This window comes from Caballeronia glebae (assembly GCF_001545035.1).
GTDB classification, from domain to species: Bacteria; Pseudomonadota; Gammaproteobacteria; order Burkholderiales; family Burkholderiaceae; genus Caballeronia; species Caballeronia glebae.
In genome coordinates, this window is sequence record NZ_FCOJ02000012.1 from 15,842 (window position 1) to 36,866 (window position 21,025).

At 64.8% G+C, this 21,025-nt stretch carries 18 protein-coding genes; 12 read left to right on the forward strand and 6 right to left on the reverse strand.

All coding sequences use genetic code 11. The features are described from left to right. Window positions 1-110: 110 nt before the first annotated feature. Window positions 111-1,487 (forward strand): hypothetical protein, encoded by a 1,377-nt coding sequence (locus AWB82_RS10610; protein ID WP_086967198.1) that lies wholly within the window; start codon window positions 111-113, stop codon window positions 1,485-1,487. 66 nt (window positions 1,488-1,553) lie between these two features. Here AWB82_RS10610 and AWB82_RS10615 read toward each other — a convergent pair whose 3' ends face one another. Next, entirely contained in the window at window positions 1,554-2,105 is a 552-nt protein-coding gene (locus tag AWB82_RS10615; protein ID WP_086967096.1) for an NADPH-dependent FMN reductase, read from the reverse strand. A 525-nt stretch (window positions 2,106-2,630) separates the two neighbouring features. On the opposite strand from AWB82_RS10615, the gene AWB82_RS10620 reads away from it, so the two are divergent. Then, on the forward strand, window positions 2,631-2,870 hold the full coding sequence (locus AWB82_RS10620) for a DUF4148 domain-containing protein (RefSeq protein ID WP_086967097.1): 240 nt from the start codon (window positions 2,631-2,633) through the stop codon (window positions 2,868-2,870). A gap of 110 nt (window positions 2,871-2,980) precedes the next feature. Here the strand turns inward: AWB82_RS10620 and AWB82_RS10625 are convergent, their stop codons facing one another. Next, window positions 2,981-3,961, reverse strand: coding sequence for an AEC family transporter (locus AWB82_RS10625; RefSeq protein ID WP_235023255.1), 981 nt, complete (start codon window positions 3,959-3,961; stop codon window positions 2,981-2,983). A gap of 512 nt (window positions 3,962-4,473) precedes the next feature. On the opposite strand from AWB82_RS10625, the gene AWB82_RS10630 reads away from it, so the two are divergent. Next, the gene (locus tag AWB82_RS10630; protein ID WP_086967098.1) at window positions 4,474-5,043 is read left to right on the forward strand and encodes a lipocalin family protein; all 570 of its coding nucleotides are present in this window, start codon (window positions 4,474-4,476) and stop codon (window positions 5,041-5,043) included. Between the two features lie 4 nt (window positions 5,044-5,047). On the opposite strand, the gene AWB82_RS10635 is transcribed toward AWB82_RS10630, so the two are convergent. Further along, window positions 5,048-5,326, reverse strand: a complete 279-nt coding sequence (locus AWB82_RS10635) for a hypothetical protein (RefSeq protein WP_235023256.1) — start codon at window positions 5,324-5,326, stop codon at window positions 5,048-5,050. 91 nt (window positions 5,327-5,417) lie between these two features. After that, complete coding sequence (locus AWB82_RS10640; protein WP_086967201.1) at window positions 5,418-6,872, reverse strand: sigma-54 interaction domain-containing protein; 1,455 nt, start codon at window positions 6,870-6,872, stop codon at window positions 5,418-5,420. A gap of 308 nt (window positions 6,873-7,180) precedes the next feature. Between AWB82_RS10640 and AWB82_RS10645 the strand changes: the two genes are divergently transcribed. From AWB82_RS10645 to AWB82_RS10660, 4 genes are all read left to right on the forward strand, one after another. After that, entirely contained in the window at window positions 7,181-8,581 is a 1,401-nt protein-coding gene (locus AWB82_RS10645; protein WP_086967099.1) for a GntP family permease, read from the forward strand. A gap of 105 nt (window positions 8,582-8,686) precedes the next feature. Beyond that, window positions 8,687-9,481 (forward strand): 3-hydroxybutyrate dehydrogenase, encoded by a 795-nt coding sequence (locus AWB82_RS10650; RefSeq protein WP_086967100.1) that lies wholly within the window; start codon window positions 8,687-8,689, stop codon window positions 9,479-9,481. Window positions 9,482-9,637: 156 nt separating this feature from the next. After that, window positions 9,638-11,197 (forward strand): methyl-accepting chemotaxis protein, encoded by a 1,560-nt coding sequence (locus AWB82_RS10655; RefSeq protein ID WP_086967101.1) that lies wholly within the window; start codon window positions 9,638-9,640, stop codon window positions 11,195-11,197. 67 nt (window positions 11,198-11,264) lie between these two features. Beyond that, window positions 11,265-11,498 carry a hypothetical protein gene (locus tag AWB82_RS10660; RefSeq protein WP_086967102.1) on the forward strand — a complete coding sequence of 78 codons (234 nt, stop codon included), beginning with the start codon at window positions 11,265-11,267 and terminating at the stop codon, window positions 11,496-11,498. A 24-nt stretch (window positions 11,499-11,522) separates the two neighbouring features. On the opposite strand, the gene AWB82_RS10665 is transcribed toward AWB82_RS10660, so the two are convergent. Beyond that, entirely contained in the window at window positions 11,523-13,523 is a 2,001-nt protein-coding gene (locus AWB82_RS10665) for an AI-2E family transporter (protein WP_086967103.1), read from the reverse strand. A gap of 308 nt (window positions 13,524-13,831) precedes the next feature. Between AWB82_RS10665 and AWB82_RS10670 the strand changes: the two genes are divergently transcribed. The 5 genes from AWB82_RS10670 to zwf all read left to right on the forward strand — a co-directional run bounded on the left by AWB82_RS10670 (window position 13,832) and on the right by zwf (window position 19,676). Further along, window positions 13,832-14,134: a hypothetical protein gene (locus AWB82_RS10670; RefSeq protein WP_086967104.1), complete on the forward strand. Its 303-nt coding sequence runs from the start codon at window positions 13,832-13,834 to the stop codon at window positions 14,132-14,134. 158 nt (window positions 14,135-14,292) lie between these two features. Next, window positions 14,293-14,913: a glutathione S-transferase family protein gene (locus AWB82_RS10675; RefSeq protein WP_086967105.1), complete on the forward strand. Its 621-nt coding sequence runs from the start codon at window positions 14,293-14,295 to the stop codon at window positions 14,911-14,913. Window positions 14,914-14,967: 54 nt separating this feature from the next. Further along, window positions 14,968-17,055, forward strand: a complete 2,088-nt coding sequence (locus tag AWB82_RS10680; RefSeq protein WP_086967106.1) for a 2Fe-2S iron-sulfur cluster-binding protein — start codon at window positions 14,968-14,970, stop codon at window positions 17,053-17,055. Window positions 17,056-17,126: 71 nt separating this feature from the next. Next, entirely contained in the window at window positions 17,127-18,035 is a 909-nt protein-coding gene (locus AWB82_RS10685) for a LysR family transcriptional regulator (RefSeq protein ID WP_086967107.1), read from the forward strand. 165 nt (window positions 18,036-18,200) lie between these two features. Continuing rightward, window positions 18,201-19,676 (forward strand): glucose-6-phosphate dehydrogenase, encoded by a 1,476-nt coding sequence (zwf, locus tag AWB82_RS10690; protein WP_086967108.1) that lies wholly within the window; start codon window positions 18,201-18,203, stop codon window positions 19,674-19,676. Window positions 19,677-19,715: 39 nt separating this feature from the next. On the opposite strand, the gene AWB82_RS10695 is transcribed toward zwf, so the two are convergent. Further along, window positions 19,716-20,996 carry an FUSC family protein gene (locus AWB82_RS10695; protein ID WP_086967109.1) on the reverse strand — a complete coding sequence of 427 codons (1,281 nt, stop codon included), beginning with the start codon at window positions 20,994-20,996 and terminating at the stop codon, window positions 19,716-19,718. Window positions 20,997-21,025: the final 29 nt, after the last annotated feature.

Consider the following 21,025-nt stretch of genomic DNA (forward strand, 5'->3'; position numbering starts at 1 on the left):
CCCGCGCGCGCCGGTCCATGCGCATCCGGCACGCGAGTTGCATGGATGTCGGCATGTACGGCGACGGTCGTCGCCGATTTTCGGAATTCGCCCATCCGCAGGAGGCGTACATGCGACACACCGTCATCGGAGTTTTCGACACCTTTGCGCAAGCCGAGGACGCGCGCGCGGCGCTGATCGTCGCCGGCTTCTCGCGCTCGGATATCGAACTTGAGGCCAATCCCAAGCGCGACGACGCAGCCGCGCAGTCCGACATGCCCGATGCCGTCACGCATCAGGAGCCGGGCGTGCTCGCCAACATCGAGCGCTTTTTCAGCATGCTCTTCGGCGGACGCGATCAACCGCCGGAAGTCGCGCACTATTCCGAAGCCGTGCGACGCGGCGCGATCCTCGTCGCCGTCGATACGCCGAGCGTCGAGCAGGCCGACGTCGCGCGCGCGACGCTGAGCAGCCAGGGCGCGATCGATATCGATGAACGCGCGGCAAGCTGGACGACGCTCGAACGCGGCGCGCCGGAAGTGCCCGCCGCGGCCGCCGACGACCGCGATCATTCGGTACTCGACGAACTGGGACTCGGACGCGGCAGCGCGGTGCCGGGACGTGAGCCGGTGAACGATCCGGAGATGACGCCGTCACGCGCGCGGGCTTATCCGCGTGCCGATCTCGGCGATCCGGCCGCGGTCACGCCGCGCGATTACGTGAGCGATCCCGCCGACGATTTGCTAATGCCGCGCGGCGGCATGCAATCGCAGTCTTCGCAATCCCAGTCGCAATCCCAGTCGCAATCCCAATCGATGATGAGCGATGCCGAACGCGCCGCGCGCGATCCGCTTGCCGGACGCGATCCGGTCACGGGCCGCGATCCGTTCGCGACGACCGGCATCGATCCGCTTGCCGATCCGCTCGCGGCGCGCACGGAATTGGCGGGTGACTCGCTGTCCGAGCGCGGCGCCATTGCGGGCCGCGATCCGCTGCGCACGACAGGCGCCGCGCCGACGGACCGCGATCCGCTGCCCGGTGTGCGCACCGACACGGGTTCCGAATGGCGATCGGTCGAACCGCTCAGTCCGCTCGACGAACCGGCGACGCCGTACCAACCGGGCTCGACGCGCGCGGCGGGGTCGTCGCCCGATCCGGTCATCGCTTCGGCGGGGACGCAGGCGGGCGGTCCGGTCGGCCCGGCTCCCACGGCGAATCCGCAAAACGTGCCCAACGAGTACATGGAGTATGAAGAGGACTTCCGCGCCGATTACGTGACGAAGTATTCGGCGACGGGCGAGCCCTACGAGGACTATCAGGGCGCGTACCGTTACGGCGCGACGCTCGGCAACGACGACCGTTATCGCAGCCGCGCGTGGGACGATCAGATGGAATACGAGATGCGCCGCGACTGGGAAAGCAGCCATCCGGAAGGCGATACGTGGGAGCGCTTTAAGGCCGCGATCCGTCACGGCTGGGATCGCGTGACGGGACATCATCACGTCTGAGTTCCGAGTCCGCTAATGAAGACGGCCCGCTCGCGCGGGCCGTTTTTGCGTGTGGACGGTGAGCGCTTATGCCGCCCGATCACGCACCCATGCGACATATTTTTCCATGAACGTCTGCAAATACTTGCGCGTGTCTTCGCTCACGATATTGCCGTTCTCGTCGATGCGCTTTTCGTCGTGCTTGATGTACATCTCCGGCTGATTCATCAGCACGATGTCGAGATACGCGCACACGCCGCGCAGATGCGACTGAGCGATCGCCGTGCCGATCGCCCCCACCGACGTCCCGATGATCGCGCCAGGCTTGCCGCCCCACGCGCTTTGCCCCCACGGACGCGAGCCCCAGTCGAGCGCGTTTTTGAGCACGCCGGGAATCGAGCGGTTGTATTCCGGCGTGACGATGAGCAGGCCGTTTGCATCGGCGATCTTCTGCTTGAACGCGCGCGCGGCTTCGGGAAAATCGCTGTCGTAATCCTGGCTGTAAAGCGGCAGGCTGCCGATGTCGAGAAACTCGAACGAGAAATCGTCCGGCGCAAGCGAAACGAGCGCGTGCGCGAGCTGCTTGTTGAACGAACCGCGCCGCAGGCTACCAACGACCACCGCGATTTTTAAGGCCATGACATCTTCCCCGTGAAAGGATGAAAAGGTGGATAAGGCGGACGACGAACCGCTCCGGAAACGCCGTCCTCAGACGACGCGCGTGCACATGATAGGCGCATCGCGAGGCAATCGTCTTGAGTGTTCGCGGACCAGCGCGGACTATTTTTGCGACGAATCAAGCAATCTACCTTGCGCCGCGCCACAACGCGGTTCGCGGTCAGCTATCCCCATGTTTATCCACAGAAACTGTGGATAAGTCGAGAGTAACTTCCATTCCGTTTAGTTTCTGATTCATAAACGAAACAAAGCGCGTCAAATCGGCGCGTTTCCGGCACAGAAACGGGCGCATCGTCGGAACGCGCGCTTTTACCAATATCGCAACAATTGCGGTGTGTAGTCAGTATTTACCTGCGATTGCGGGCCGGTATTCATCCATTCCCGACAACAATGTGTTGGTTCAATCGGTATTTTTGTCTAATAGGAACACTCCTAAACTGCCTCTCAAGCGTCGGCCTCGGCGCATCGGCATTCAGGAGGTTGCAAATGAAAAGCACTTTGATCGGCGGTCTCGTTTTGTCCGCGCTTCTCGCCAGCGCGCCGGCTTTCGCACAATCGGCGTCGGCGGCCAAGACTCGCGCCGAAGTGAAGGCGGAACTCGCGAGCGCGCGTCGCGCGGGCGATCTGGATGCCGTGAATTCACTGAGCTATCCGCAGTTGCGTCCCTATCAGGAGCGGCATGCGCAACTTCAAGTCGACGGGCGCGACGGCGCAAGTTCGCATTGAGCAGCGGCGTGTTCGAAGAATCAGAGAAAGCAGTCTGAACTGGTCCTCCTCCACCGTCGAACAGAAGGTGGTTACGCCCGGCGCGCCCGCGCCGGGCGTTTTTTTCGCGCTCAGAGCATCACAGTCAGACAAAGCGTGACCGTGATGAGCGAAACGATCGTCGAGAAGAGAATCGAACTCGACGTCACGCCGCCCTCGCGCCGATAAAACTCCGCGAGCATGAACGGGCCGGTGCCGGTCGGCAGCGCGCTCAGAATCACCGCGGTCTTCGCCCAAAGCGGCGGCAAAGCGAAAAGATGAAACGCGAGCCACCAGGTCAAAAGCGGCTGGGCGATCAGCTTGAGCGCGACGAGCGCGCTCGTCGTCCTGATGTCGCGCGCCTCGCCTTTCGCGCCGAGAAAGAGGCCCAGCGCGACGAGCGCACACGGGCTCGCCGCGCCGCCGAGGAGCTTGAGCAACGCCTCCGCGCCTTCGGGCACGCGCGCGCCCGAGCCGCTCAGCAACGCGCCCGCGAGCGGCGCGATCAGCAGCGGATTCTTCACGAGCGACTTCGCCACATGCCCGAGCGTTGCGCCGATGTGCTTCTCGGTTTGCAGTCCGAGTTCGATCAACACGATCGCCACCGCGAACAGCACGCACACGGTGATGATCGTCGCGATCACGGCGGGCGCGAGACTTTCCTTGCCGAACGCGAGCAGGCAAAGCGGCAAGCCGACGAAACCGGTGTTCGGATACGCGGCGTTCAAGCCGTCGATGCTCGCATCGGCGAGATGACGCGACTGCATTAGGCGCACGATGAGCGTCAGCAGGAAGATCGCCGCCGAGCCGATGCCGAACGCGGCGATGAACGCGGGCTGATCGAGCATGGACCACGGCGTCTTCGCCATGATGTCGAAGAGCAGCGCGGGCAGCGCGAGATAAACGACGAAACGATTGAGTTCGGATGCGGCGGTCGGCCCGAGCTTGTTCAGCTTGCGGCACGCGTAGCCCGCGAAGATGAGACCGAAGACCGGCAGGATGATCGTGAAGAGCGGCTTAAGAAGCGAAGGCAGCGAGGCGAATGCTTGAGGCAGGGAAACCGGCGAAGGCATGAGACAACTGCGCTGAGCGTGAGAGGAAGAGAGCGAAAGAATACTCCGAGTTTAAAAGGTGAGACGATTCGGGAGCCTCGCGACGGTGAGCCTGAGGTTGCGCGCGCGGCTCACTCATCGACAGATCATCGGGATTTCGAAACAATGCAGAATCTCACTCGCATTGTTAAATAGACGGCGCAAGCCATTGTTCCTTAACGCATTCGATGTTTCTCCTTCTCTTGCGACGCGTCATCCCCGCGAATCCGTTCGACCGGTGATTCGCAATCTCCCGCCGACGGTAAATCCACGCGCGTCGATTAAGGTGAGGTGATTCGGGAGACGGGAAAACGCGGTCTCGCCGAGCCGCGTGTGCGAAATAAAAGCCAATCAGGACAGCCACTTGCGCTTCGCGCGGTATTTGGCACGCGTCGCCGGACGCTGCTTGCGGTGAGGAAATTCGGGAGCCGCGCGCGGGCGGAATAAAGTTTGCTGCTCCGTCTGCCTTCGTACTTCTCACGCAACCAGGAAACATGACTATCAGAAGAGCTTGGACATACGGTGCCGCGGCGCTGGTTTTGATCGGCGGCGTCGCCACGCTGGCCGCATGCGCTTCGAACGGCGCGCGCAAAAGCGGCAATGACAATGTGCCCGAACCGTCGAAGGCGGTGGACCTCGATCGCTATCTCGGACAATGGCACGAGTTCGCGCGCTACGAAAATCGCTTCGAGCGCAATTGCGAAGTCGTCACCGCGAACTACGCGCGACGCGAGGACGGGCTCGTATCCGTCATCAACGCATGCAGGCAAGGCGGACCGACCGGTCCGTACCGGACAGCGGAAGGACGCGCGAAGATCGTCCCCGGTTCGAACGGGACGAAGCTGAAAGTGTCATTCTTCGGCCCGTTCTACGTTGGCGACTATTGGATTCTCGATCACGCCGACGATTACACGTGGTCCATCGTCGGCGAACCGAGCGGGCGCTATTTGTGGATATTGACGCGTGAAGCGAAGCCTTCAGCGGAGTTGCGCCGCACGCTGATCGAGCGCACGCGCGCGCTGGGCTACGACGTTACGATGCTGCGCGAGACGCAGCAGGGCTGACTTCTTAGCTTCCCTTGCAGGCGACGAGTAGCGAGTTCTGATTGTTCTCAGTCGATTGATCGAGGACGTCGTAGCCGGCCGGACAGAGCACCTTCGCGTTGTCCGCGCAATTCTTCCAGCCGCCGTAAGCGGGGCATTGAATCTGCTGCGTGGGACGTCCGTCGGCGGAAAAAAGCGGCGGCGCGCTGCTGCATCCGGCGAGCGCCCACGCGCCGCCCGCGAGCATGACCGAAAGGCCGATCGATCTGCCAAACCCGATCCCGTTTTTAATCCCGAATTTCATCGTTACCCCTTTGATTTTTGGTCGTTATTTTCGATTTCGGGAGTATGCCACGGGGAGCTTTCGGGCCGATTCGCCCGTGCGCGAAAGTCCGTCAGACGGCGATTCCGAGCGCCGCGATCTTCTTGTACAACGTAGCCCGCCCGATGCCGATTTGCTCCGCCGCGTCCGAGACGCGCCCGCCGCTCGCGCGCAATGCATCGGAGAGAAAGCGCCGCTCGAAATCGGCCATCGCGTCGGCATAGGACACGTTCGGCGGATCGCCGTCGTTCTGTGCAGCCGGTTCGGCCTGCGCCGCGATCGCGACGCGCCCGGCATCGATGAACGCGGAGAGCGCGCGGGCGTCGATATGCTCGGTCTCGGAAAGCATCAACGCGCGTTCGAGCGTGTTGCGCAGTTCGCGGACATTGCCGGGCCACGAATAGGCTTCGAGCATCTGCAAACCGTCTTTATGCAGCACGAAATGGCCAACGTGCCCCGGTCTCGTATCGGCCGACAGATCTTCGAGGATCGCGTAGGCGAGCGCTTCGATATCGCCGAGCCGGTCGCGCAACGGCGGCGCCTGAATCGTCAGTACGTTCAGCCGATAGAACAGGTCCGCGCGAAAACGTCCCGCCGCGACGAGCGCGGGCAGATCGGCGGACGTCGCCGCGATAATGCGCACGTCCGCGCGCACGATGCGATTCGAGCCGAGCGGCTCGAACTCCTTGTCCTGCAACACGCGCAGCAGCTTGCCCTGAAGCGGCAGCGGCATGTCGCCGATTTCGTCGAGAAAGAGCGTGCCGCCGTCGGCCAGTTCGAACTTGCCCACGCGCCCTTTCCGTTCCGCGCCCGTGTACGCGCCCGCCGCCGCGCCGAAGAACTCGACTTCGAGCAGCGTGTCCGGAATCGCGGCGACGTTGACGGTCACGAGCGGCTTGCCCGCGCGCGTCGATGCCCCGTGGATCGAATGCGCGAGCAGTTCCTTGCCGGTTCCGGTTTCGCCGAGCAGGAGCACCGGCGAATCGACGAGCGCGGCGCGCCGCGCCTGACGCTTCACTTCGAGACTGACCGGGCTCGTGCCGACGAAGCTCGAAAACGTGTACTTCGCGCGCCGCGCCTGCGCGAGCGACTGGCGCGTCGCGATCAGTTCCTGCTGCACGCGCGAGTAATGCGCGAAAAGCGGCGTGAGCGCTTTCATCTCGTCGAAGAGCGCGAAGCCGATTGCGCCGACGGTTGCGCCCGAGTCGTCCTTGAGCGGCAGACGCGTGACGACGAGTGGCTCGCGATCCGTTTCCAGCACGTCGAGCAGGATCGGCTTGCCGGTCGCGACGACCTCGCGCATCAGGCTGTTCGGAATCACCGCTTCGCAGTCGAGGCCGATCGCGTCGAGCGGATCGTCGAAGCCGAAGCGCGCCGCGTAGCGCTTGTTGATCCACACGACGCGCGCGTCCGCATCGACGATGAAGGTGCCTTCGCTCAGATTCTCGAAGGTCTTGAAAAGCGATTCCATCGCGCGGCGCATCACGTCGCTATAGTCTGCGGGCACGTTGATCCAGTCGTTGCGCATGATGCCCATATTCTCAATTTTCTCCATATCGAGACAAATATCTCAACTTCGAGACGTGTCGGCAATCGGCATCTGTACTAGTCTTTGACAGGAAGCGCCGCGATTTTGACACGCGCAGGCGTCTCGATTCGGAGACATTTGTCTGAAACTTTGCGGTGTCATCCTTGCCCGGTGCCCGTCGCGCCAGCGTCTCAGCGCATTGGCACGAAAACTGCATTCTGCCCGCGCGGTGCGTTATCGATGCGCTAGCAGCGCTTCCAGAAGAAGCGCGCGGACAGTTTCAAAAAACAGACCAATCCGGAGACTCAATGTCGTTCATCATCGTGCTCGCCGCCCTGGCGTTCCTGATGCTCGCCGCCTATCGCGGCTACAGCGTCATTCTTTTTGCGCCGATCGCCGCGCTCGCGGCCGTCCTTCTCACCGATCCCGCCGCCGTCGCGCCGGTTTTCTCCGGCATCTTCATGGAGAAGATGGTCGGCTTCGTCAAGCTCTACTTCCCGGTCTTCCTGCTCGGCGCGGTATTCGGCAAGGTCATCGAACTGTCGGGATTCTCGGAGTCGATCGTCGCCGCCGCCATTCGATACATCGGCAAGTCGCGCGTGAATGCGGTGATCGTCGCGGTCTGCGCGCTGCTCACCTATGGCGGCGTGTCGTTGTTCGTCGTCGTGTTCGCCGTGTATCCGTTCGCGGCGGAAATGTATCGGCAGAGCAATATTCCCAAGCGCCTGATGCCGGGCGCGATCGCGCTGGGCGCGTTCTCGTTCACGATGGATTCGCTGCCGGGCACGCCGCAGATTCAGAACATTATCCCGACGACGTTCTTCAAGACGACCGGCTGGGCCGCGCCGTGGCTCGGCGTGATCGGCTCGGTGTTCATCATCGTCGTGGGTCTGACGTTTCTAGAATGGCGCCGCCGTTCGGCGATGGCCAAGGGCGAAGGCTACGGCACGTCGCTCGTGAACGAGCCGGAGCGCGTGGAATCGACCTCGCTGCCGAATCCGCTGCTCGCGGTCGCGCCGCTGATCCTCGTCGGCGTCGCCAACTTCGCGCTGACGAAGTGGATTCCGACGTGGTACGGCGCGAGCTACACGGTGCCGCCGGAAGTGCTGCCGGGCGTGCATGCGCCGGTCACGACGGCCGTCAAGACCGTCGTCGCGATCTGGGCGGTCGAAGGCGCGTTGCTGCTCGGCATCGTGCTCGTGCTGCTGAGCGCGTTCTCGCGCGTGAAGGAACGCTTCGCGGTGGGCACGCGCGCGGCGGTCGCGGGCGCGCTGCTCGCGGCGATGAACACGGCTTCCGAATACGGTTTCGGCGGCGTGATCGCGGCTTTGCCGGGCTTTCTCGTGGTCAGCGATGCGTTGAAGAGCATCCCGAATCCGCTTGTCAACGCGGCCATTTCCGTGAGCTCGCTCGCGGGCATCACCGGCTCGGCGTCGGGCGGCATGAGCATCGCGCTCGCCGCGATGTCCGATACGTTCATCGCCGGCGCGCAGGCCGCGCACATTCCGCTCGAAGTGCTGCATCGCGTCGTGGCGATGGCGTCCGGCGGCATGGACACGCTGCCGCACAACGGCGCGGTCATCACGCTGCTCGCGGTGACGGGGCTCACGCACCGCGAGTCGTATCGCGATATTTTCGCGGTGACGGTCATCAAGACGCTGGCCGTGTTCTTCGTGATCGCGGTGTATTACATGACCGGCATCGTTTGATGTTTTTCTGGGCGCGTGACGAGCCGAAAACCCCGATTTACGCGCCCCGGCCCGACGCACCAAACTTCGCAAGAACCCAATCGAACCCGAAGGAACAGACCGCGTATGACACAAACCGCATCGAACAGATCGCTCGCCGGCAAGACCGCGCTCGTTACCGGCTCGACGAGCGGCATCGGCCTCGGCATCGCCACGGCGCTCGCGCAAGCCGGCGCGAATCTCGTGCTCAACGGTTTCGGCGACGTGCAAGGCGCGCTGAAGCAGATCGAAGCGACCGGCGTCAAAGCCGTGCATCATCCGGCCGACATGACGAAGCCGGAAGAAATCGAAGCGATGATCGCCTTCGCGAGCGAGCAATTCGGCGCCGTCGATGTGCTCGTGAACAACGCGGGCATTCAGCATGTCGCGACCATCGACGAATTTCCGGTCGATCGCTGGGACGCGATCATCGCGATCAATCTGAGCTCGGCGTTCCACACGATGCGCGTCGCGCTACCGCAGATGCGTGCGCGCAACTGGGGCCGCGTGATCAATATCGCGTCGGTGCACGGGCTCGTCGGCTCGGCGGGCAAGTCGGCTTATGTCGCCGCGAAGCACGGCATTCTCGGCCTGACGAAGGTCGCCGCGCTCGAAAACGCGCGCACCGGCGTGACCGTCAACGCGATCTGCCCGGGCTTCGTGCTCACGCCGCTCGTGCAGAAGCAGATCGACGACCTCGCCGCGCGCGACTCGCTCACGCCCGATGCCGCGCGCGCGAAGCTGCTCGGCGACAAGCAGCCGTCGGCGCAGTTCGTGACGGCGCAGCAGATCGGCGAGATGACGGTGTTTCTCTGCTCCGACGCGGCGAGCGAAATGCGCGGCTCGGCGCTGCAGATCGACGGCGGATGGAGCGCGCAGTAAGCGACGCGCGCGTTATCGGCGACATTCCGCCGCACGTGAGCGTTTTATTCGGAAACCCTTAAAGATCGTGGGGGTTTCGGCCGTTATGTCCTTGTAATCAGGCGCGCGCCGTCTTTCGAAAAAGGCGGCGCGTGAATTGGAAGAAGCAAGGACATCATGCGCAATAACCAGCCCGTCACCCAGCAAGAGTTCGAATTCCCCGCCTCGGAGATGCTCGTCTCCGCCACCGATCTTTCCGGCAACATTCAATACTGCAATCCGGCCTTCGTGTCGGTGTCGGGCTTCTCGCGCGACGAATTGATCGGCCAGCCGCACAACATCATCCGTCATCCGGACATGCCGCGCGAAGCGTTCGCCGATCTCTGGTCGACCGTGCGCGCCGGCCGCTCATGGACCGCGCTCGTGAAGAATCGCCGCAAAAACGGCGATCACTACTGGGTGCGCGCGAACGTCACGCCGGTGATGGAGCACGGCAAAGTCGTAGGCTTCCTCTCGGTGCGAGTGAAGCCGACGCGCGACGAAGTACGCGAGGCGACCACGCTCTATGCGCAGATCAAGGCGGGCAACGCGTCGCACCGGCTCGTGCGCGGCGCGCTCGTGAAGCACGGCATCGCGGGCAAGATCGCGTCGCTCGCGAACATGCCGGTAAGCGCGCGTCTCGCCGTGGCTTTCGCGGCCGTGCCCGCCAGCATGCTGATCGCGGCGCTGGCCGGCTGGCGCGGTGCGCCGCCGCTGCCTTTCTGGATCGCGTTCGGCGCGAGTTCGGCCGTGAGCTTCGCGGGCTGGCTCGCGCTTTCGCGTCAGGTCGATGCCCCGGTACGCACGATGTCCAGCTTCGCCGCGCGCATGGCGGCGGGCGACCTGACCGCGGACATGCCCGATGCGCGCCACGACGATCTCGGCGACGTGCAGCGCGCGCTCGGCCAGTTGAAGGCCAATCTCGCGGCGATCGTGTTCGACGTGCGCGGCCAGATCGGCGGCATGCTCGACGCCGCCAACGAGATTTCGAGCGGCAACACGGACCTGTCGCGCCGCACGGAGATGCAGGCGGCGTCGCTCGAACAGACGGCCGCGACGATGGATCAGCTCACCACGACCGTGCAAGGCAACGCCGACGCCACCGTGCGCGCGCTGGAACTCGTGAAGGAAGCGCAGGCGGCGGCGGACGACGGCGGGCGCATCGCGAGCCAGGTCGAGCAGACGATGGCGGGCATCACGGCGGCGTCGCGGCGCATCGCGGACATCACCGATGTCATCGACGGCATCGCGTTCCAGACCAACATCCTCGCGTTGAACGCGGCCGTCGAGGCGGCGCGGGCGGGCGAAGCGGGCCGCTCGTTCGCGGTCGTCGCGACCGAAGTGCGCAATCTCGCGCAGCGCTGCGCGGCATCGGCGAAGGAAATCGAAGGCGTCGTGGCGACGAGCGTCGCGCAGATCGCGGAAGGCACGAACCTCGTCACGCGCACGACGAGCCAGATGCGCGCCATCGACGAAGCGGTGAACCGCGTGTCGGCGATCATCATGGAAGTGGCGAAGGCGAGCGGCGAGCAGGCCGACGGCATCGCGCAGGTGAATCAGGCGGTCGCCCATCTCGACGATTCGACCCAGCAGAACGCCGCGCTCGTCGAGCAGGCCGCGGCCACGGCGCAGCGCCTCGCGCAACGCGCGGTCGTTCTCGACGAAGCCGTGCGCCTCTTCACGGTGGCCGAGGCTTGAGATCGGGCCGGGTCGAAACGCGCATCGCTTGGTACTATCGGAGCATTGCCAACGAGGAGTCTTTCCGATGACCGCTGAGAACAATCGCACGGAAGAAGCGCGAGCCATGGAACGGATCGTCAACGCGACGCGCCAGGTTCAGTCCGCCTTCCTGGCGCTGCAGAAACATTTCCCGCCCGAAGGCGACAGCCGGCCGTCGCAAATCGCGCTGCAGACCTTCGACGCCGCGCTTCAGGAACTCGAAGACGCGCAAGCCGCCTTCGACACCATGCTCAACGATCTGTTCGACGGCAACCGCTGAACCGCGTCGCGCCGTAGCTACGCATCACGCGTCGCGCAATTCGGGCGCGTCCTCGCGCGGACCGCTCAGCGCGGTTTCGCCGCCCGGATCGTCGAGGCCCGCCCACGGCACGCCGTCGGTGGACTGACGGCGCGCGGCGGCCACGCAGGCCTCGACCAGCTCTCCGAAGGACACCGCCGCCGAACTCGTGCGCACGAGCACTTCGCCTTGCAGCGAACTCTCGGGGAATATCAATCCGACGATCAGTTCGGCCGAAGGCGCCCGCTGATGCAGACGCCGCAGCAGATTGCGCAGATACGGCGGCGACTCGGCCGCATCGAACGACACGACGCAGATGATCGACACGCCGGCGAGATCGACCTCGCCGAAGCGTCCGCGCGAGAAGCGTTCGTAGCCCGCCAGGTCCGCGTACAGGCCGTGCTTGCGGAAAAGCTGCACGGCGATGGTCGCCGCGAGATCGTCGAGCTCGCTTCTCCCCGCGATGCACAGCACCGACGCCGTGTGGCCTTCCGTGTGCGGATCGAAACGCGCGGGCGGCGACTCGGGCGCGATCCGCGGCCCGTCGTCGGGCGATTCGAAGCTCGCGGGCAACTCCTCTCTCGGCGCGACGCTCACCGCCACGTCTTCCGCATCCTCCAGCCCTTCGATGATGTCTAGCGCCGATTCGTTGATGCGCCGCAACTGGTCCGCCGTGACGACGCCGCGCAGCACGTCGTTGTGGGCGTAACGCAGGCCTTCGAGCGCGACCTCGTCGTAATACGCGATCAACGAGCGTTCCTTGAGCAGCGACTCGGCCTGCACGAGCGCCTCGTCGGGATCGTTCGCGAGCAGGCGCTGATAGAAGTTCTCGGCGGGTGTGAGCGCGGGCCGGTCGCCGAACAGCACGTCGAGAAATTCGAGGCGATCGACATGGCGGCCGAGAATCACGAGGCAAAGCGTGAGCGGCGTCGAGAGCACGAGGCCGACCGGCCCCCAGATCCAGCTCCAGAAAATCGCCGCGACAATCACCGCGAACGGCGAAAGCCCCGTGCTGTGCCCGTACAGCAGCGGCTCGACGACGTGGCCCGCGAGAATGTCCGTCACGCCGAAGAGCACGATGGTCCACACGAGCATCGCCCAGCCGGGACCGACGGCCGCCGCGAACACGACCGCGACGAGCGCCGCGATCCACGTCCCGACGTAGGGCACGAAGCGCAGCAACGCGGCCATCACGCCGAAGAGCAGCGCGCCCGGCACGCCGATGATCGCGAGCCCGATCGAAATGACGATGCCCACGCTCACGTTGATGCCGAGCTGAGCGAGGAAGTAGCGCGACAGACGCCGCGCGGCTTCGTCCATCGCGGTGGTCGCGCGATGCAGGTCGCGCGAGCCGAAAAGCCGGATCAGCCGGTCGCGCAGATCTTCGCGCTGAAGCAGGATGAACACCGCGACCACGAGCACGATGCCGGTGGTTTCCAGCGGACTGATGACCGGCGACAGGAAGCGCTGCGCCAGTTCCAGCGGCGTCGGCGTGGGCTCGTGCACTTCAACGGGCATCGGCTGGTCGATCGGCGAGGCGGCCGGGTTGTCCTCGTTCTTCGGCTCCTGCTCGCGCGTGGGCGAAATCCGCTTCAACGCGCGCGACGCACGGCCGAGAAACGCATCGGCGCGGCCGACGGTCATTTTCTGCACGTTTTCGAGCTTGCGCTCGACGGCGACCTGATACTTCGGCAGATCGCCCGCGAGTTGCGCGACCTGAGCGCCGATCAGCGCGCCGACCGCCGTCAGCACCGAGAGCGCGATCACCACGGCGACAATCACGGAAGGCACTTGTCCGAAACGCAGCCGCCGCAAAAATTCGACGAACGGCGCAAGCAGAAAGCTCAACAGAATCGCGAGGATGATCGGGATCATCACCGCGCGGCCGAAGTACAGCGCGCAAATGACGACGACGCCCGTCACCAGCGACGCCAGCGCGCGCACGCCGGGCGCTTCGGGCGGCAGGATTTTCGCGGGTGGCCGGCGCGGCGCGGGTGCTTGAGGCATGGGAAACGATTCGCTTTTAGTGTGAAGTCGGCGGCGCGCGGGGCGTCGTGCGCCGTGGCGCGGCCAGCTCGTGTGCGGGTAGCAAGGGAGCCTAAGCAAGGCGCGTGCCGTCGACGCGGGGTCCGTCGTTCTTGAGGTGAGGTTGTTCGGGAGCCGAATTTTACTGGAATCGGCTTCACCGGTGAGGAAATACGGGAGCTAGCGCGGCGCGCTCAGGAACAAATGCTGGACTGGTCGGCAGAAGGGAGATGACCGGAGTCACCCCGCGCGCGGGACTACACTGAATCACGCCTTGCAAGGAGTCCCCCATGAACATGACACGCGTCGCATTGGTTCTCGCATCGGCCCTCGCCGCTACATCGGCTTTCGCGCAGCTTCATCCGAGCGTCGAAACCGACATGTACGCGCCGCAGAACAACACGAAGCTCATGCCGAACGCGCCGCTCGGCAGTCAATATCCGACGCATGGCAACGCGCAGGCCGGCGAGCTCAATCTCAATCCGAGCGATCCGCGCGCGCAACTCGTCAACGGCCTGCCGAACAACGCCAACAGCGGCGGCTATGGCTCGCCGCTCGCGGGCAACAAGGCAAACGTGCCTCGCGGCGAATAACAGCAGCGTGAGCCGGCCCGACCACTTCGCGCTCACCGTTCTCGATTCGAGCATGGTGATTTGAAAATCGACGCTATTCTCCTTCTCGCGGCAAGAACCGATACTCGATTCACAGGACGGGACATCGCCCGGCCATCGACCGAATCGGGGAACTTGCCGTGAAGATCTATCATCATCCGCTGTCCGGGCATGCACACCGCGCGCGTCTGTTTCTGAATCTGCTGGGCGTCGAACATGACGAAGCGTTCGTCGATCTCGCCGCCGCCGCGCACAAGACGCCCGAATATCTGAGGCTGAATCGCTTCGGCCAGATTCCGGTGCTCGTCGATGGCCATACGGTCATCGCCGATTCCAACGCGATCCTCGTTTATCTCGCGAAAAAAGCCGGCGACACGAAATGGCTGCCCGAAACGCCCGCCGAAGCCGCCGCCGTACAGCGCTGGCTCTCGGTCGCGGCCGGGCAGATCGCGTTCGGTCCCGCCGCCGCGCGTCTCGTCACCGTGTTCGGCGCGAAGTTCGACGCGAACGAAGTCATCGCGCGGGCGCACAACGTCCTCAAGGTGATCGACGCGGAACTGGCCAATCGCGACTGGATCGCCGCGACCGCCGCCGCGCATCCGACCATCGCGGATGTCGCGCTCTACAGCTACATTTCGAGCGCGCCCGAAGGCAACGTCGACCTTGCCGCCTACACGAACGTGAACGCGTGGCTCAGGCGCGTCGAGGCGCTGAAGGGCTTCGTTCCGTTTCAAAAGACAGCCGCGGGTCTCGCGGCGTAAAGTAAGCGGCGGCAGCGTTTCGCCGCCGCGCCCGTATCGAAGAGGCATACGATCATGTCCACTTCCGCGCTCGCCAATCTCAAACAAGTCGCCACGCCTTCCCCGTGGCATCGCGGCGAAATCGCTATTCAGAAAGCCTTCGGTGTCGATGAGCGCATGGACGGCGTCGGGCGGCGCGTCGTGCGCGACTACATGCCGGATCAACATCGCCAGTTCTTCGCGCAGTTGCCGTTCATCGTGGCGGGCGCGGTCGACGAGCACGGCGATCCGTGGGCGACGCTGCTCGCCGGGCATCCCGGCTTCATGCACACGCGCGATTCAAAAACCTTGTCGATGAGCCGCGCGCGCGATCCGCACGATCCCGCCGATGCCGGCATGAGCGATGGCGCATCGATCGGTCTGCTCGGCATCGAAATGCACACGCGCCGCCGCAATCGCTTGAACGGCGTGATTCACCGCGATGGCGCGAATCTCGGATTCGATGTGGCCGTCGAGCAGAGCTTCGGCAATTGCCCGCAGTACATCCAGTTGCGCGATTTCGAATTCGTGCGCGATCCGGCCGTGCCCTCGCCGGTCGAGCCGCTCGTGCTCGACGCCCTTTCGCCGCGTGCCCGGGCGATGATCGCAGGCGCGGACACGTTCTTCGTCGCGTCGTATTTCGATCGCGAGGACGGGCATCGGCTAGTGGACGTGTCGCATCGCGGCGGCAAGCCGGGCTTCGTGCGGCTGTCGGACGACGGCGCGCTCACGATTCCCGATTTCGCGGGCAATCTCTTCTTCAACACGCTCGGCAACATTCTCGTGAACGGGCGCGCGGGACTCGTGTTCGCGGACTTCGAAACGGGCGATCTGCTGCAACTCACGGGCGACGCCGAAGTGCTGCTCGATTCGCCCGAAGCCGCCGCGTTCCAGGGCGCGGAGCGGCTGTGGCGCTTCACGCCGCGGCGCGTGCTGTATCGCGCGCAGGCGTTGCCGTTGCGGTGGAAGGCGCGCGGCGACGGCGCATCGCCCAATTCGCTGATGACGGGCGACTGGACGCAAGTGGCCGAGCGCCTCAAGGCCGCCGCGCTCGCAAACGCGTGGCGCGCCTTCCGCGTGAGCAAGGTCGTCGACGAAAGCGATGCGATCCGCTCGTTTCATCTCGAACCCGCCGATGGCGCGGGCATCGTCGCGCACAAGGCCGGCCAGCATCTGCCGATCCGCGTGACGCTGCCGGGCGACGCGAAGCCGCGGATTCGCACGTACACGCTGTCGGTCGCGCCATCGGACGGCGTGTATCGCATCAGCGTGAAGCGCGACGGGCGGGTGTCGGCGTATCTGCACGACACGTTGAAAGCGGGCGGGATTATCGAGGCGCGCGCGCCCGCCGGAGACTTCCCCATCGATCCGTTCGAGCATCGTCCCGTCGTGCTGATGGCGGCGGGCGTCGGCATCACGCCGATGCTCGCGATGTTGCGGCACATCGTCTACGAAGGCTTGAGGAAGCGCCGCGTGCGGCCGGTGTGGATGATCGTGTCGGCGCATTCGCTCGCAAGCCGCGCGTTCGCGCAGGAAATCGACGCGCTCGCCCAAAGCGCGGGCGGCGCGGTGACGGTGATCCGCGTGCTGAGCGACACGAACGGCGCGCAACTGGAGCGCGATTACGACGTCTCGGGGCGCATCGACATCGACCTGTTGACGAGCCGTCTGCCCTTCAACGACTACGACTTTTATCTGTGCGGGCCGGGCGCGTTCATGCAGTCGATCTACGACGGCCTGCGCGCGCTCAATGTTTCCGATGCGCGCGTGCATGCGGAGGCGTTCGGTCCATCGGCGCTGAAACGCACGGCCGATCGCGGCGCGGACGTGAAGCCGATGCGTCCTGCAGCGACCGAACCGGTGCAGATCGAATTCCTGAAGTCGGGCGCGAGCGCGCAATGGAAGCCGGGCGGCGGCACGTTGCTGGAACTCGCGGAAGCAAGCGGTCTGTCGCCCGAGTTCAACTGTCGCGGCGGCACGTGCGGCACATGCCGGACGCGCGTCGTGCGGGGCGCGGTGTCGTATGAAAGCGAGCCGGCGTTCCATGTCGGCGACGATGAAGCGCTGATTTGCTGCGCGATGCCCGCCGCCGGCGAAGGAGACACGCTCGCGCTCGATCTCTGATTATTGTGCCTCGCGCCCATATCCCCGAGAATGCACGGCATCCTTCACGCTTGCATGCGTCGTGCTTCCTTATGGACCGAGTACAGGCAATGACGACCTTCGTCACGGTGGTCGAAACCGGTGGCTTCGCATCGGCGGCGCGCAAGCTCGACGTGTCGCCGTCGGTCGTGAGCCGCGTCGTGACAGAACTCGAAGAGCACCTCGGCGTGCGCCTTCTGACGCGCACGACGCGCGTCGTGCGTCTCACCGACGCCGGCAGCGGTTATTTCGAGGATTGCCGCCGCATTCTCGGTGAAATCGATAACGCCGAGCTTTCCGCGACCGGCACGCATTCGTCGCCGCGCGGCCTGCTCACGATCACTGCGCCCGTGATGTTCGGCCGCCTGCACGTCACGCCGATCGTCCTCGATTATCTTGGCCGTTACCCCGAAGCCGATGCGAGTTGCTGGTTCGTCGACCGCGTCGTGAATCTCGTCGATGAAGGCATCGACGTGGCGGTGCGCATTGCGCAACTGCCGGACTCATCGTTGCAGGCGATCAACGTCGGGCGCGTGCGGCGCGTGCTGTGCGCATCGCCCGCTTATCTCGCGAAGCACGGCACGCCGCGCCATCCGGACGATCTCGCGGAGCATGTCATCATTGCGTCGACGGGCGCATCGACGCCGCAGGAATGGCGTCTGCACGATGGCGAGCGGCAGTTTCTCGTGCGCTCGCATCCGCGCCTGACGACGACCACCAACGATTCGGCCATCGACGCCGCGCTTGCCGATTTCGGCATCGCGCGGCTCTTGTCGTATCAGGTCGCGCAGCATCTGAACGACGGGCGTCTCGCGGTCGTGCTGCCCGACTTCGAGCCGCCGCCCTTGCCTATCCATCTCGTGCATCGCGAAGGACGTCACGTCACGCAGAAGGTGCGCGCGTTCCTCGACCTCGCCGTGACGACACTGCGCGCAAATGAATCGTTGCGCGAGGCGCGCTAAACATACGCGCCTTCGGTGACTTTTCGTCCATCGCCGGTCGAATCGAACGGCCGTTAGCACGACTGCCGTGCAAAATGCCGGCAAAACATGCAACATAGCTGTCTCGAACGATCGCACCGATCGCCGCGCTTTCGGCTTTTCTGAACCTTTATCGGCTCAAGCACCATGACGAATCCAACTTCTCCCTTGAACGAACGCCCGCTCGACATGATCATTTTCGGCGGCGGCGGAGACCTGGCGGCGCGCAAGCTGCTGCCGGCGCTCTACATGGCGCACACGCACTGCAATCTGCCCGCCGACACGCGCATTCTCGCCATCGGCCGCAAGGACTGGACGCGCGAGGATTACCTCAGGAACTTCATGGAGGAGCAGGCGCGTCCGTTCATCGACTCGAAAGTGTTCGATGCCCAGTCGTGGGACAAATTTCTCGCGCTGTTCGACTACGTACGCGTCGATGTCGAGAATCCGGGCGATTTCCAGCGTCTCGCGCAAGCCGCGCGTCCGGGCTCGCAACGCGTGCTTTACCTGTCGACGTCGCCCGAGCTGTTCGTGACCATCTGCGAGAACCTGGACGGCGCGGGCATCCTCGACGAGCACGCGCGCGTCGTGCTGGAAAAGCCGCTCGGCCACGATCTCGCTTCCGCGCGCGCTATCAACGACGCGGTCGGCAAGCACTTCAAGGAAGAGCAGATCTACCGTATCGACCATTATCTCGGCAAGGAAACCGTGCAGAACCTGATGGTGCTGCGCTTCGGCAATGCGATCTTCGGCCCGCTGTGGCAGGCGCCGTATATCAAGAGCGTGCAGATCACAGTGTCGGAGACGGTGGGCGTCGGCAGCCGCGCGGGCTTCTACGATCACACCGGCGCGTTGCGCGACATGGTGCAGAACCACTTGCTGCAACTGCTGTGCATCGTCGCGATGGAACCGCCGGTATCGCTCGATCCGGACGCCGTGCGCGACGAAAAGCTGAAGGTGCTGAAGTCGCTGCGGCCCATGACCGTCGCGGATATCGCGCGCGACACCGTGCGCGGCCAGTACACGGCGGGCGCGGTGGGCGGCGAGGCGGTGAAGGGTTATCTGCAAGAGCAGAACGTGCCGGCGGACAGCCGCGCGGAAACGTTCGTGGCGTTGCGCGCGCATCTCAACAACTGGCGCTGGGCCAACGTGCCGTTTTTCCTGCGCACCGGCAAGCGCATGCAGAATCGCCGCTCGGAGATCGTCATCGACTTCGCGGACCTGCCGTTCTCGATCATTCCCGAGGGTCCGCGTCATTACGGCAACCGCCTGACGATCACGCTGCAGCCGGAAGAGTCCATCCAATTGCAGATGATGGCGAAGGAACCGGGCAGCGGCATGCACATGCAGCCGGTCACGCTCAATCTCGATCTGCAGCAGGCCATGACGCAGCGGCGCGCGGAAGCGTACGAGCGTCTGCTGATCGACGTGATTCGCGGCCGGCTCACGCACTTCATGCGTCGCGACGAGCTGGAAGCGGCATGGACATGGGTCGAGCCGATTCTCAACGGCTGGAAGGAACTGGGCGACCGTCCGCGCGGTTATACGGCGGGAACGTTCGGGCCGGCGGCTTCGAGTGCGTTGATGGCGCGTGAAAATCTGGCCTGGGCGGAAGAGGCCTGATCCTCTGAAGCGATCCGGCGCGATGCGGCTGACGTAACGTCACCGCATCGCGGCGCGCGGGGCCCGGCGCGCCGCCCACAGCGCGCCCACCGCCATCACCGCCGACAACACCACGATCCCGGCCAGAATCCCTTCGAGCCGCATCAGCGCGGGCATTGGGTCCGACGACCAATGGTGATCCTGCACGAAGACCATGATGAACGCGATGCCGAACTGTCGTCCGACATAGCTCGCGCCCTGCGTTCCGGTCTGCACGTGACAGCCGATCCACACGCCCGCGCACAGCGCGATCATGCAGGCGAACGGGTTGTCGCCCAATAACGGCAGCAGCGCGAGGCTCGCCGCGCCCGCCAGCAGACAGCCGATGAAACGCTGAATCATGCGCTCGGCGATCGGCTTCCGCGTCGGCTTGCCGAGCGCCGATGCAGGCAGGATCAGCACGGCGACCGCCGTCACCATCGCCTGCGCGAAGCCGGGCAAATTCCACGCATAGGCGAGCGCCGCCAGAATCATCACCGACCACGCGCCTTGCCACGCGAGACGCTTGCGCATCGCGAGCGCGGTTTGCTCGGCGCGCGCGACGTGCGTCGCATCGAGCGCCTGCACGGCCTGCGCGGCATCGGAAGGCAATACGGTGACGGTTTGCGCGTTGACGCCATCGACACGATCCACCGTGGATGCGGCCTGCGCGCGCGGTACCGGCCGCGCCCCGCGCGACTTGCGATAGTGCTGCACGCCCGCGTGAAAAAGCGCCGACACGGCCACGCACGCGACCGTTCCGACCGCCACTTCGACGACGCGCAAGAGCGCGAACGACGCCGTCGCCGCCGCGGACACGAGCCGATGCGCCTCGAAAGTCACCATCAGCGACGTCACGCCGCCCAGCACCCACGCGTAACCCGCATCGGAGACGAGCGCGCGATACACCGACATGCCGACGATCGCGCCGAGCAGCGGCACGAAGAGCCACGGCACGTCGCCGATCACGGGCCCGGCCACGGCGCCGATCAGCGCGCCCGCGATCGTGCCGACCACGCGATGCACGCCCCGTTGCGCGCACGCCGAGAATTTCGACTGCATCACCGCGAAGCCGCTGATCGCGGCCCACCAGATGTTGCTCAGGTGGAACGCATAGGCAAGCGCGACGGCGAGACCGACGGAAAGCATCGCCTGCGTGGCGAAGAGCGCGCGGGCCGGTGTCGGCCTGATCGCGATGAGTTCGCGCCCAAGCGCGGCGAAAGCGTCGCGGACGATGTGGACGAACGCGTCCACATCGTTCGGGATGGGGCGGGCGCTTCGGGGAGGATCGTCGGTCGGCATCGTTCTGGCATTGATCGGGCGTCTGGTTT

Excerpts from the sequence above, each read along its gene's own strand:
- AWB82_RS10610 (WP_086967198.1), top strand. The coding sequence starts at position 111 with ATGCGACACACCGTCATCGGAGTTTTCGACACCTTTGCGCAAGCCGAG.
- AWB82_RS10615 (WP_086967096.1), bottom strand. The coding sequence starts at position 2,105 with ATGGCCTTAAAAATCGCGGTGGTCGTTGGTAGCCTGCGGCGCGGTTCG.
- AWB82_RS10620 (WP_086967097.1), top strand. The coding sequence starts at position 2,631 with ATGAAAAGCACTTTGATCGGCGGTCTCGTTTTGTCCGCGCTTCTCGCC.
- AWB82_RS10625 (WP_235023255.1), bottom strand. The coding sequence starts at position 3,961 with ATGCCTTCGCCGGTTTCCCTGCCTCAAGCATTCGCCTCGCTGCCTTCG.
- AWB82_RS10630 (WP_086967098.1), top strand. The coding sequence starts at position 4,474 with ATGACTATCAGAAGAGCTTGGACATACGGTGCCGCGGCGCTGGTTTTG.
- AWB82_RS10635 (WP_235023256.1), bottom strand. The coding sequence starts at position 5,326 with ATGAAATTCGGGATTAAAAACGGGATCGGGTTTGGCAGATCGATCGGC.
- AWB82_RS10640 (WP_086967201.1), bottom strand. The coding sequence starts at position 6,872 with ATGCGCAACGACTGGATCAACGTGCCCGCAGACTATAGCGACGTGATG.
- AWB82_RS10645 (WP_086967099.1), top strand. The coding sequence starts at position 7,181 with ATGTCGTTCATCATCGTGCTCGCCGCCCTGGCGTTCCTGATGCTCGCC.
- AWB82_RS10650 (WP_086967100.1), top strand. The coding sequence starts at position 8,687 with ATGACACAAACCGCATCGAACAGATCGCTCGCCGGCAAGACCGCGCTC.
- AWB82_RS10655 (WP_086967101.1), top strand. The coding sequence starts at position 9,638 with ATGCGCAATAACCAGCCCGTCACCCAGCAAGAGTTCGAATTCCCCGCC.
- AWB82_RS10660 (WP_086967102.1), top strand. The coding sequence starts at position 11,265 with ATGACCGCTGAGAACAATCGCACGGAAGAAGCGCGAGCCATGGAACGG.
- AWB82_RS10665 (WP_086967103.1), bottom strand. The coding sequence starts at position 13,523 with ATGCCTCAAGCACCCGCGCCGCGCCGGCCACCCGCGAAAATCCTGCCG.
- AWB82_RS10670 (WP_086967104.1), top strand. The coding sequence starts at position 13,832 with ATGAACATGACACGCGTCGCATTGGTTCTCGCATCGGCCCTCGCCGCT.
- AWB82_RS10680 (WP_086967106.1), top strand. The coding sequence starts at position 14,968 with ATGTCCACTTCCGCGCTCGCCAATCTCAAACAAGTCGCCACGCCTTCC.
- AWB82_RS10685 (WP_086967107.1), top strand. The coding sequence starts at position 17,127 with ATGGACCGAGTACAGGCAATGACGACCTTCGTCACGGTGGTCGAAACC.
- zwf (WP_086967108.1), top strand. The coding sequence starts at position 18,201 with ATGACGAATCCAACTTCTCCCTTGAACGAACGCCCGCTCGACATGATC.
- AWB82_RS10695 (WP_086967109.1), bottom strand. The coding sequence starts at position 20,996 with ATGCCGACCGACGATCCTCCCCGAAGCGCCCGCCCCATCCCGAACGAT.